Annotated in this window: 10 protein-coding genes; 6 read left to right on the plus strand and 4 right to left on the minus strand. The window is 70.9% G+C overall.

Going from position 1 to position 11,327, the window contains the following annotated elements; all coding sequences use genetic code 11:
* Nucleotides 1–8 precede the first annotated feature (8 nt).
* The gene (locus tag BRW65_RS16185) at nt 9–1,802 is read left to right on the plus strand and encodes an acetyl/propionyl/methylcrotonyl-CoA carboxylase subunit alpha (protein WP_073876194.1); all 1,794 of its coding nucleotides are present in this window, start codon (nt 9–11) and stop codon (nt 1,800–1,802) included.
* Between the two features lie 179 nt (nt 1,803–1,981).
* The gene (locus tag BRW65_RS16190) at nt 1,982–2,404 is read left to right on the plus strand and encodes an STAS domain-containing protein (RefSeq protein WP_073876196.1); all 423 of its coding nucleotides are present in this window, start codon (nt 1,982–1,984) and stop codon (nt 2,402–2,404) included.
* Here BRW65_RS16190 and BRW65_RS16195 read toward each other — a convergent pair.
* Both BRW65_RS16195 and BRW65_RS16200 read right to left on the minus strand, forming a co-directional pair.
* Nucleotides 2,375–3,163: an RNA polymerase sigma factor SigF gene (locus BRW65_RS16195; RefSeq protein ID WP_073876198.1), complete on the minus strand. Its 789-nt coding sequence runs from the start codon at nt 3,161–3,163 to the stop codon at nt 2,375–2,377. The two genes, BRW65_RS16190 and BRW65_RS16195, sit on opposite strands and share 30 nt — an antisense overlap.
* Nucleotides 3,160–3,597, minus strand: coding sequence for an anti-sigma factor (locus tag BRW65_RS16200; protein ID WP_073876200.1), 438 nt, complete (start codon nt 3,595–3,597; stop codon nt 3,160–3,162). Before BRW65_RS16200 ends, BRW65_RS16195 begins: the two co-directional genes overlap by 4 nt.
* 107 nt (nt 3,598–3,704) lie before the next feature.
* Here BRW65_RS16200 and BRW65_RS31755 point away from each other — a divergent pair, with 107 nt between their 5' ends.
* Nucleotides 3,705–3,851, plus strand: a complete 147-nt coding sequence (locus BRW65_RS31755) for a hypothetical protein (RefSeq protein ID WP_167374051.1) — start codon at nt 3,705–3,707, stop codon at nt 3,849–3,851.
* Between the two features lie 133 nt (nt 3,852–3,984).
* Here the strand turns inward: BRW65_RS31755 and usfY are convergent, their stop codons facing one another.
* Nucleotides 3,985–4,296 (minus strand): protein UsfY, encoded by a 312-nt coding sequence (gene usfY / locus BRW65_RS16210; protein WP_073876204.1) that lies wholly within the window; start codon nt 4,294–4,296, stop codon nt 3,985–3,987.
* A gap of 96 nt (nt 4,297–4,392) precedes the next feature.
* Nucleotides 4,393–4,776 (minus strand): hypothetical protein, encoded by a 384-nt coding sequence (locus BRW65_RS16215; RefSeq protein ID WP_073876206.1) that lies wholly within the window; start codon nt 4,774–4,776, stop codon nt 4,393–4,395.
* Between the two features lie 300 nt (nt 4,777–5,076).
* Here BRW65_RS16215 and BRW65_RS16220 point away from each other — a divergent pair, with 300 nt between their 5' ends.
* From BRW65_RS16220 to nei2, 3 genes are read left to right on the plus strand one after another with little or no spacing between them, the layout of a single operon-like run.
* Nucleotides 5,077–5,748 carry a TetR/AcrR family transcriptional regulator gene (locus BRW65_RS16220; RefSeq protein ID WP_073876208.1) on the plus strand — a complete coding sequence of 224 codons (672 nt, stop codon included), beginning with the start codon at nt 5,077–5,079 and terminating at the stop codon, nt 5,746–5,748.
* Between the two features lie 38 nt (nt 5,749–5,786).
* On the plus strand, nt 5,787–10,328 hold the full coding sequence (locus BRW65_RS16225; RefSeq protein WP_073876210.1) for an ATP-dependent helicase: 4,542 nt from the start codon (nt 5,787–5,789) through the stop codon (nt 10,326–10,328).
* Nucleotides 10,329–10,342: 14 nt separating this feature from the next.
* Nucleotides 10,343–11,098 (plus strand): endonuclease VIII Nei2, encoded by a 756-nt coding sequence (nei2, locus tag BRW65_RS16230; protein WP_073876212.1) that lies wholly within the window; start codon nt 10,343–10,345, stop codon nt 11,096–11,098.
* Nucleotides 11,099–11,327 lie beyond the last annotated feature (229 nt).

The raw sequence follows: 11,327 nt of genomic DNA on the forward strand, positions 1-11,327 counted from the left end.
GAGGCGCAGTGGCTAGTCACGCCAGCTCGAGGATCTCCAAAGTGCTTGTCGCCAACCGCGGCGAGATCGCTGTCCGGGTGATCCGCGCGGCCCGCGATGCGGGCCTTGCCAGCGTGGCGGTGTACGCCGAGCCCGACGCCGAGGCGCCGCACGTGCGGCTCGCCGACGAGGCGTTCGCCCTGGGCGGCCAGACCTCCGCCGAGTCCTACCTGGATTTCGGCAAGCTCCTCGACGCGGCGGCCAAGTCGGGCGCCAACGCCGTCCACCCCGGCTACGGATTCCTCTCGGAAAACGCCGATTTCGCGCAGGCGGTGATCGACGCCGGCCTGATCTGGATCGGTCCGAGCCCCCAGTCGATCCGCGACCTCGGTGACAAGGTCACCGCCCGCCACATCGCCGCCCGCGCCCAGGCCCCGCTGGTGCCCGGCACCCCGGACCCGGTCAAGGACGCCGACGAGGTGGTGGCCTTCGCCGAGGAGTACGGCGTGCCGATCGCCATCAAGGCGGCCTTCGGTGGCGGCGGCCGCGGCATGAAGGTGGCGCGCACGATCGAGGAGATTCCGCACCTGTACGAGTCGGCGGTGCGCGAAGCCGTCGCCGCCTTCGGCCGCGGCGAGTGCTTCGTCGAGCGCTACCTGGACAAGCCCCGCCACGTCGAGGCGCAGGTGATCGCCGACCAGCACGGCAACGTCATCGTGGCCGGCACCCGCGACTGCTCCCTGCAGCGCCGCTTCCAGAAGCTGGTGGAGGAGGCGCCCGCGCCGTTCCTCACCGATGCGCAGCGCAAAGAGATTCACGAGTCGGCCAAGCGCATCTGCAGGGAGGCGCACTACTACGGCGCCGGCACGGTCGAGTACCTGGTCGGCCAGGACGGCCTGATCTCGTTCCTGGAGGTCAACACCCGCCTGCAGGTCGAGCACCCGGTCACCGAGGAGACCGCGGGCATCGACCTGGTGTTGCAGCAGTTCAAGATCGCCAACGGCGAAAAGCTGGACATCACCGAGGATCCCACGCCGCGGGGCCACGCCATCGAGTTCCGGATCAACGGCGAGGATGCCGGCCGCGGCTTCCTGCCGGCGCCCGGTCCGGTCACCCGGTACGACACCCCCAGCGGTCCGGGGGTCCGGCTGGATTCCGGTGTCGAAGCCGGATCGGTGATCGGCGGCCAGTTCGACTCGATGCTGGCCAAGCTGATCGTGTACGGCGCCACCCGCGAAGAAGCGCTGGCCCGCTCGCGGCGCGCCCTGGACGAATTCCACATCGAGGGGCTGGCCACCGTCATCCCGTTCCACCGCGCCGTGGTGTCCGACCCCGCCTTCATCGGCGACGGCGACGGCTTCTCGGTGCACACGCGCTGGATCGAGACCGAATGGAACAACACCATCGAGCCGTTCACCGGCGGCGAGCCCCTCGACGAGGAGGACGCCCGGCCCCGCCAGACGGTGGTCGTGGAGGTCGGCGGCCGCCGCCTCGAAGTGTCGCTGCCCGGCGACCTGGCGCTGTCCAACGGTTCGGCCGACCCCGCCGGCGTCGTCCGCAAGAAGCCCAAGCCGCGCAAGCGGGGGGCGCACTCGGGTGCCGCCGCCTCCGGTGACGCGGTGACCGCCCCGATGCAGGGCACCGTGGTCAAAGTCGCCGTGGAGGAGGGTCAGGAGGTCGCCGCCGGCGACCTGGTCGTGGTCCTCGAGGCGATGAAGATGGAGAACCCGGTCACCGCGCACAAGGACGGTGTCATCACCGGGCTCGCGGTCGAGGCCGGCGCCGCCATCACCCAGGGCACGGTGCTCGCCGAGATCAAATAGCCCGTCGGACAATATTCCTGGGAAACAGTTGTCGACCCGGTCCGGCGCGGGTACCGTTCGGGTCAGGTTGAGTTCACAGCCGTCCGGATCACGTCAATCGGCGCGGAGAGGGTGAACTCGCTTGTTCCCAGCTCCCATCCACGCCTGACGTCTTCCGCAGCACACATCCTGTTCTACGGATGGAGTCAGTAATGCCTGTGGCCCACACTTGGCAACACAGCCGCGCGGCGCAGTTCACCGCGCGCTGGGATCCGTCGGGGACGCTCATCACGGTGGACGGCGAGCTCGACGCCGCCAACGCCGATCAGCTTGCGGCGTACGTAGCAAACGCCATCGCCCGTTCCCGGCGCGTGATCCTGGACCTGCGCGGCCTGAAATTCATTGGCACCGCCGGCTTTTCGGCACTGCACCGGATCAACGTCGTATGCTCGGGCGCCCAAGCGGATTGGGCGATGGCGCCGAGCCCGGTGGTGGCCCGGTTGCTACGCATCTGCGACCCCGACGGCACCCTTCCGGTGACCACTCCCGCGGCCGAGCCGCTGCTGGGACCCCGGGACCAAGAGCCGGAGTCCCTATTGCAACTGGTCGCGCAGCCGCGTTAGCGACTTGGCCAGCAGCCGGGACACGTGCATCTGCGAGATGCCCACCCGTTCGGCGATCTGGGTCTGCGTCATCGATTCGAAGAACCTGAGCACCAACACCGTTCGCTCCCGCTCCGGCAGCGCCTCGAGCAGGGGACGCAGCGACTCCTGATCCTCGATCCGGTCCAGCCCGGTATCGACGTCGCCCAGGGTGTCGGCGATCGCGCGGGCCTCGTCCTCTTCGCTGCCGCCACCGCTGTCGATGGACAGGGTGTTGTACGAGCTGCCCGCCACCAGACCCTCGACGACCTCCTCGCGGTCCATGCCGAGTTCGGCGGCGAGCTCGGTGGCCGTGGGCGCCCGGCCCAGCCGCTGCGACAGCTCGGCGGTGGCGGTGCCGAGGCGCAGGTGCAGTTCCTTCAGGCGCCGGGGCACCTTCACCGACCAGCTGTTGTCGCGGAAGTGCCGGCGAACCTCGCCCATGATCGTGGGCACCGCGAACGACACGAAGTCCGACCCGGCCTCGACGTCGAACCGGACCACCGCGTTGACCAATCCCACCCGTGCCACCTGGACGAGGTCGTCGCGCGGTTCGCCGCGGCCCTCGAACCGGCGGGCGATGTGATCGGCCAGGGGTAGGCAACGCTCGACGATCTTGTCCCGTTGACGCTGGAACTCCATCGAGTCCGGGTCGACATCGGCCAACTCGCGGAACATCTCCGGGACATCGGCGTATTCGTTCGGTCGCGAGACGGAGCCGCCGGCAGCTGGTGGGGTCACCTGCTGGAGGCCGCCCGTCGCGCCGTCAGCGTGATACCGAATACGCTGCCGGTTTGGTTGGGTTCGCGACCATCGTGGAATGTTTGGACGTCGTCGGCCAGAGACGTCAGCACGTGCCAGCTGAAACTGCCAGGCGAGACCACGTCGTGCGTGTCGCATGCCGCGGAAGCGTCCACGATCAACTGCTCGTCCTGCGGGTCGACCACCACGACCAAGGTCGCGTCGGGGGTGGCGCAGCGGATCAACCTGGTGCACACTTCGTCGACCGCCAGCCGCAGGTCGGCCACCGCATCGAAGTCCAGGTCCTCGAAGGTGCCGATCGCACCGACCAGCGTCCGCAGCATCGCCAGGTTCTCCAGCCGCGCCGCAACGTGCAATTCGACGGCACGGCTACCGCGCTGGCGCCTGTTGGTGCGCAATCCCGCTTCGTTCATCTGGTCTCCCGGCAATGGTTGACTACCACTACTACCACCCCTCAGCTCGCCGTGGACCGTGCGCTCGAGCCGATTAGTCACGGCCGCCGCCGGGTATTCGGCCCGCTATGAATGGGCCGGAGACCACCGCAGTTCGCGCGCGGCGGCTCGAGCACGTGGCGGTGAAGACCGGAATCGCGCTCGCGGTCTTGGTTGTTCTGGCTATAAGCATCAATGTCGGCGCGTTCGTGATGGTGTCCCCGATGATGGGGTGACCACGCTAACGCAACCGTTCCGGCACTCATCATGGTGCACACGTGATACCCACTCGACGATGCGGGTAACCCCCGGCATTCGCTCCTGGCAAAAAGAGCTGCGGCACTCAGAGTGGACCAGGTGGGCGGACCCTCAGCTCGCGGGCCGCTGCCGGTAGGCCTCGGGGTGCTCGGCGTACCAGCGGTCCGCGATCCGGCGGATCCGCCGATGCTCGACGGCCACCCACACCAGCCCCAGCACCGTGGCGACGATCGCCACCACGCCCGCGGTCATGCCCTCGTGGTGATGTCCGGTGCCGAAGGCCGCCAGGCTTCCGCACGCCCCGATCACGCCGGCCACGACCAGCAGATACCCGGGCCAGTGCACTACGTCGATCAACGACTCGCCGGCGAGCGGCCGCGTGGTCCTCAGATGGTCGACGGGGTCATGAAAGGTGTCTCCCATGGCTGCTCCTAGTGGAGAACTTATGACACATGCGCAGCTCAAATCGGGTTGCACCATCAACGGTAGATCTCCCAGACGGCTTTTGGCGAGGGCCGATCAAAAGGGCAGCGCCGGGCCCGCGATCGGGGCCACACCCATGGCCACCATCAGCACCATCAGCGTGAAAAGGAACCACCCGGCGCCGTGCCAGCCCCACCAGGTGCCCTCCGCCTTCCATACGCGGTAGGTGCGCAGGAACGCCCAGAGCCCGGCCGCCAGCAAGATGAGCGGTCCGCCCACCGCCAGCAACGTCCGCTGCGGAGCGCCGCAGGCCGCCGTGTCGACACCGGTGCCCGGGCAGGTGCTCACCCACAGCGCGGCAAGGACCAGGAAGCCGACCGCCGCGAGGGCGGCGAGCACCGCGAACCGGATGGCGGCGCGCACGTCGCCGTCCTCCTGCCCTAAGCGATCACCACCCGATCGCTCATCCGCTTTGTGCATCCGTGCCCCTCTTATCCCCGTGCGGCCAACGCCATATTCATCGTTTGCTGCGTCCCAATAGTTACCGCGCAATGACAAATGTCCGATGACCGGGCGCTGCAATCGCGCTGGCACTTCACGGAAAGCCCATGGGAACAGATACCCGGCGGCAAACCCGGTGAAACCGGCGCGGGACTCCGGACGGCGGGGCGGGTCGACGACACCGTCAATTCTTTTCGGCAATACCGCTGGCCACGGGCACAGAGCCCGGATAGACACGATTTAGTTGGTGTCTCAGAACCGATGAGTACTATCTCTCACATGCCGACAGCCAGAAGGCGCTTATCCCCCGAGGATCGACGCGCTGAGCTGCTCGCTTTGGGGGCAGAAGTCTTCGGAAAGCGCCCCTACGACGAGGTGCGCATCGACGAGATCGCCGAACGCGCCGGAGTGTCGCGGGCGCTGATGTATCACTACTTCCCCGACAAGCGGGCCTTCTTCGCCGCGGTGGTCAAGGACGAGGCCGACCGGTTGTACGAGACCACCAACATGGACGACGCCACCGGCCTCACGATGTACGAAGAGGTGCGCCTCGGCGTCATGGCGTACATGGCCTACCACGAGCAGAACCCCGAGGCGGCGTGGGCCGCGTACGTCGGGCTGGGCCGGTCCGACCCGGTTCTGTTGGGCGTCGACGACGAGGCCAAGAACCGCCAGCTCGAACACATCATGAGCCGCATCCACGACCTGGTGGCCAACATCTCCGGGGCCAAGCTGGAGGCCGACGTCGAGCGTGACCTGCGGGTGATCTGCCACGGCTGGCTGGCGTTCACCTTCGAGCTGTGCCGCCAGCGCATCATCGACCCCACGATCAACGCCGAACGCCTCGCCGACGCGTGCGCGCACTCGCTGTTCGACGCCATCGCCCGGGTGCCGGAAATCCCCGAGGAGCTGTCCAACGCGATGGCGACCGCCCGCATCCAGCCGCGCTAGCCCGCGGACTTGTCGGTGGGCCTTGGCACCATGGTTAGGTGACCACCCGTGACCCGTTAGGCCGATTCAGCGCGACCACGCGCGAATGGTTCACCAGTACGTTCGCCGGCCCCACCACCGCGCAGGCCGAAGCCTGGGACGCCATCGCCGACGGCGACAACACGCTGGTGATCGCGCCGACCGGATCCGGCAAGACGCTCGCGGCCTTCTTGTGGGCCCTGGACTCGCTCGCCGACCAGGCCGAGCGGCCCGCCGGCACCCGGGTGCTGTACGTGTCCCCGCTCAAGGCGCTGGCGGTCGACGTCGAGCGCAACCTGCGCACCCCGCTGGCGGGGCTCACCCGCATCGCCGAACGGCACGGCCTGCCGCCGCCGGCCATCAGCGTCGGCGTCCGGTCCGGCGACACCCCGCCCGCCGAACGCCGTCAGCTCATCGCGCGGCCCCCCGACGTGCTGATCACCACGCCCGAGTCGCTGTTCCTGATGCTCACCTCGGCCGCCCGCGAGACCCTGGCCGGCGTGCAGACGGTGATCGTCGACGAGATCCACGCCATCGCCGCCGGCAAGCGCGGCGCCCACCTGGCCCTGTCCCTGGAGCGGCTGGACGACCTGCGTGAGGGGCCGCCCGCGCAGCGCATCGGGCTGTCGGCCACGGTGCGCCCGCCCGAGGAGCTCGCCCGGTTCCTGTCCGGTCAGCAACCGACCACCATCGTCGCGCCCCGAGCGGCCAAGACCGTCGAGTTGACGGTGCAGGTGCCGGTGCCCGACATGGCCAACCTGGCCAGCAACAGCATCTGGCCCGACGTCGAAGCGCGGCTGGTCGACCTGATCGAGGCGCACAACTCAACGATCGTGTTCGCCAACTCGCGGCGGCTGGCCGAGCGGCTCACCGCGCGGCTCAACGAGATTCACGCCGAACGCTGCGGCTTGGGGCTGTCCGGCGAGACCAACCCCAAGGTGGCGGGCGGGGCGCCCGCGCACATCATGGGCAGCGGCCAGACCTACGGCGCTGAGCCGCTGTTGGCGCGGGCCCACCACGGTTCGGTCAGCAAGGAACAGCGCGCCTTGGTCGAAGAGGACCTCAAGCGCGGCCTGCTCAAGGCCGTGGTCGCGACGTCGAGCCTGGAGCTCGGCATCGACATGGGTGCGGTCGACCTGGTGATCCAGGTCGAGGCGCCGCCGTCGGTGGCCAGCGGCCTGCAACGCATCGGGCGGGCCGGCCACCAGGTCGGCGAGGTGTCCCAGGGGGTGCTGTTCCCCAAGCACCGCACCGACCTCATCGGCTGCGCGGTGACCGTGCAGCGAATGCTCGCCGGCGAGATCGAGACGATGCGGGTGCCCGCCAACCCGCTCGACATCCTGGCGCAGCAAACGGTCGCGGCGGCGGCGCTGGAGCCCCTGGACGCCGACCGGTGGTTCGACACCGTGCGGCGGGCCGCCCCCTTCGCGACGCTGCCGCGCAGCGTGTACGAGGCCACCCTCGACCTGCTGTCGGGCAAGTACCCGTCCACCGAGTTCGCCGAGCTGCGACCGCGCCTGGTCTACGACCGCGACACCGGCACGCTGACCGCGCGGCCCGGCGCGCAACGGCTGGCCGTCACCTCCGGCGGCGCCATCCCCGATCGCGGCATGTTCACGGTCTACCTCGCCAGCGAGGCGGAGCAGCCGTCGCGGGTGGGCGAACTCGACGAGGAGATGGTGTACGAGTCCCGCCCCGGTGACGTGATCTCGCTGGGCGCCACCAGCTGGCGGATCACCGAGATCACCCACGACCGGGTGCTGGTGATACCCGCGCCGGGCCAGCCGGCCCGGTTGCCGTTCTGGCGCGGCGACGACGCCGGCCGCCCGGCGGAGCTGGGCGCCGCGCTGGGCGCGTTCACCGGCGAGCTGGCGCGACTGGACCGCGACGCCTTCGACGCCCGGTGCGCGGGCCTGGGCTTCGACGCCTACGCGACCGACAACATGTGGGCGCTGCTGGACGAGCAGCGCACCGCGGCCGGGGTGGTGCCCACCGACACCACCCTGCTGGTCGAGCGGTTCCGCGACGAACTGGGCGACTGGCGGGTGATCCTGCACTCGCCGTACGGGCTGCGGGTGAACGGCCCGCTGGCGCTGGCGGTGGGCCGCCGGCTGCGGGAGCGCTACCGCCTCGATGAGAAACCGACCGCCTCCGACGACGGCATCGTGGTGCGGTTGCCGGACATGCTGTCCGACACCGGCGAGACCCCGCCCGGCGCCGAGCTGTTCGTCTTCGACGCCGACGAGATCGACCCGATCGTCACGGCCGAGGTGGGCGGTTCGGCGTTGTTCGCGTCGCGATTCCGGGAGTGCGCGGCCCGCGCGCTGCTGCTGCCCCGCCGGCACCCCGGTAAGCGATCCCCGCTGTGGCACCAGCGCCAGCGGGCCGCCCAACTGCTGGACGTGGCCCGCAAATACCCCGACTTCCCGGTAGTCCTGGAGACCATCCGCGAATGCCTGCAGGACGTCTACGACGTCCCCGCCCTGACGTCGCTGATGGCCGGCATCGCCCAGCGCAAGGTGCGGGTGCTCGAAGCCGAGACGGCGCGGCCGTCTCCGTTCGCGGCCTCGCTTTTGTTCGGCTACGTCGGCGCGTTCATGTACGAGGGCGACACCCCGCTGGCCGAGCGCCGGGCCGCGGCGCTGTCGCTGGACAGCACGCTGCTCGCCGAGCTGCTCGGCCGCGTCGAGCTGCGCGAGCTGCTCGACCCCGACGTCATCGCCGCGACCGGCCGCCAGTTGCAGCACCTGACCGAGGACCGGGCCGCGCGCGACGCCGAAGGCGTCGCGGACCTGCTGCGCCTGCTGGGCCCGATGACCGAGGACGAGATCGCCGCCCGGGCCGGCGGCGCCGAGGTGGGCGGCTGGCTCGAAGCCCTGCTCGGCGCGCGGCGGGCGCTGACGGTGTCGTTCGCCGGCCGCAGCTGGTGGGTGGCCATCGAGGACATCGGCCGGCTGCGCGACGGGGTCGGGGCGCCGGTTCCGCTGGGGGTGCCGGCCGCCTTCACCGGGGCGGTGGCCGACCCGCTGGGCGAGCTGCTGGGCCGCTACGCGCGCACACGCACCCCGTTCACCACGGCGGATGCGGCGGCCCGGTTCGGGCTGGGCCTGCGGGTGACGGCCGACGTGCTGGGCCGGCTGGCCGCCGACGGCCGCCTGGTGCGCGGCGACTTCGTCGCCACCACCGACGTCGCGTCCGGAAGCGAACAGTGGTGCGACGCCGAGGTGTTGCGGGTGTTGCGGGTGTTGCGGCGCCGGTCGCTGGCCGCGCTGCGCGCGCAGGTGGAGCCCGTGAGCACCGCCGCCTACGGGCGGTTCCTGCCGGCCTGGCACCGGGTGCCCGCCCAGAACTCGGGGCTGGACGGCCTGATGTCCGTGATCGACCAGCTGGCCGGGGTCCGGATGCCGGCCTCGGCGATCGAGCCGCTGGTGCTCGGCCCGCGGGTGCGCGACTACTCGCCCGCGATGCTCGACGAGCTGCTCGCCACCGGGGAGGTGACCTGGTCGGGGGCCGGGTCGATCTCGGCCAATGACGGCTGGGTCGCGCTGCACGTGAGCGATTCCGCGCCGCTCACCCTGGCCGGGCCCGCCGAGGTCGACCTCACCGACGCGCACCGCGCGATCCTGGACACGCTGACCGGCGGGGGCGCGTACTTCTTCCGCCAGCTGACCCAGAGCGGGGTGCCCGACGCGGAGCTGAAGGCCGCGCTGTGGGAGCTGATCTGGGCCGGCCGGGTCACCGGTGACACGTTCGCCCCGGTGCGCGCCGTACTCGGCGGGGTGGGCAGCCGCAAACGCTCCGCCCCGGCGCATCGGTCGCACCGGCCGCCGCGGCTCAGCCGATACAGCGTCGCGCACGCGCAGTCCCGCCCGGCCGACCCGACGGTGGCGGGCCGGTGGTCGGCCCTGCCGCCGCCGGAGCCGGATTCCACGGTGCGCGCCCACCACCAGGCGGAGCTGCTGCTGGGCCGTCACGGCGTGCTGACCAAGGGCGCGGTGGCGGCCGAGGGGATCGCCGGCGGGTTCGCCACGCTCTACAAGGTGCTGAGCACCTTCGAGGAGGCCGGCCGATGCCAGCGCGGCTACTTCGTCGAGTCCTTGGGCGGCGCGCAGTTCGCGGTCGCGTCGACCGTCGACCGGCTGCGCAGCTTTAGCGACGGCATCGACCCCGAACGGCCGGAATACCGGGCGATCGTGCTGGCCGCCGCCGACCCGGCGAACCCGTACGGCGCCGCGCTGCCTTGGCCCGCCTCGGGCGGCGAGGGGGCGCGGCCGGGCCGCAAGGCCGGCGCGCTCGTCGTGCTGGTCGACGGCCACCTGGGCTGGTTCCTCGAGCGCGGTGGGCGGTCCCTGCTGACGTTCACCGCCGACCCTGCGGCCCACGGCGCCGCGGCCGCGGCGCTGGCCGACCTGGTCGCGTCCCGGCGCGTCGCGTCGATCCTGGTCGAGCGCATCGACGGGGCGCCGGCGCTGCAGCCGCAGGCCGGGGGGCCGAGCCCGGTGGCCGAGGCGCTGGCCGAGGCCGGGTTCGCCCGCACCCCGCGCGGACTTCGGCTCCGGTGAGGCCGCGGTAAGCCATGCCCGAGGGAGACACCGTCTGGCACACCGCCGCCCTCCTGCGCCGGCACCTGGCCGGGCGCACCCTGACGCGCTGCGACGTCCGCGTCCCGCGGTACGCGACCGTCGACCTCACCGGGGAGGCGGTCGACGAGGTGCTCAGCCGCGGCAAGCACCTGTTCATCCGGGCCGGCCGGGCGAGCATTCACTCGCACCTGAAGATGGACGGCAGCTGGCGCGTCGGCGAGCGGCCGGTGCGGGTCGACCACCGGGCGCGCATCGTCCTGGAAGCCGGAACCATCCGCGCCGTCGGCGTGGATCTGGGGGTGCTCGAGATTTTGGAGCGCGACCGCGACGAGGACGCCGTCGCGCACCTGGGGCCCGACCTGCTCGGCGAGGACTGGGACGCCGGGCTGGCCGCCGCCAACCTGGCCGCGCATCCGGACCGTCCGCTTGCCGAGACGCTGCTGGACCAGCGCGTCCTGGCCGGGATCGGCAACGTCTATGCCAACGAGCTGTGCTTTCTCAGCGGGCACCTGCCCACCGCGCCGGTGAGCGCGGTGGCCGACCCGCGACGGCTGGTCTCTCGTGCCCGGGAGATGTTGTGGCTCAACCGCTTCCGCTGGGACCGCTGCACCACCGGCGACACCCGGACCGGGCGGCAGCTGTGGGTCTACGGGCGAGCCGGCCAGGCCTGCCGTCGCTGCGGCATGCGCATCTCCTACGACGGCTCCGGAGACCGGGTCAGCTATTGGTGCCCCTCTTGCCAACGCTGACCCGCAGCGCTCGCGATCGCCACTAGCCCCATGGTGGCGACCCGCAGCGCCCGGCTACGCCGCGCTCGCGATCGCCACTGATATGGGAGACATCTTGTCAAGGGGGCAGGGTGAAGCGGCGGCCGCAACCGTCGTCGTGGCCGCCGCTTCGTTGACCAGATGGGTCAGTTGGGGGATGTCGAGCGTGTCGTATCGACGCGTGTCAGTCTGATATACGCGGGTTGGTTAC

The organism is Mycobacterium paraffinicum (assembly GCF_001907675.1).
Classification (GTDB): domain Bacteria; phylum Actinomycetota; class Actinomycetes; order Mycobacteriales; family Mycobacteriaceae; genus Mycobacterium; species Mycobacterium paraffinicum_A.

Excerpts from the sequence above, each read along its gene's own strand:
- BRW65_RS16190 (WP_073876196.1), top strand. The coding sequence starts at position 1,982 with ATGGAGTCAGTAATGCCTGTGGCCCACACTTGGCAACACAGCCGCGCG.
- BRW65_RS16200 (WP_073876200.1), bottom strand. The coding sequence starts at position 3,597 with ATGAACGAAGCGGGATTGCGCACCAACAGGCGCCAGCGCGGTAGCCGT.
- BRW65_RS31755 (WP_167374051.1), top strand. The coding sequence starts at position 3,705 with ATGAATGGGCCGGAGACCACCGCAGTTCGCGCGCGGCGGCTCGAGCAC.
- usfY (WP_073876204.1), bottom strand. The coding sequence starts at position 4,296 with ATGGGAGACACCTTTCATGACCCCGTCGACCATCTGAGGACCACGCGG.
- BRW65_RS16215 (WP_073876206.1), bottom strand. The coding sequence starts at position 4,776 with ATGCACAAAGCGGATGAGCGATCGGGTGGTGATCGCTTAGGGCAGGAG.
- BRW65_RS16220 (WP_073876208.1), top strand. The coding sequence starts at position 5,077 with ATGCCGACAGCCAGAAGGCGCTTATCCCCCGAGGATCGACGCGCTGAG.
- nei2 (WP_073876212.1), top strand. The coding sequence starts at position 10,343 with ATGCCCGAGGGAGACACCGTCTGGCACACCGCCGCCCTCCTGCGCCGG.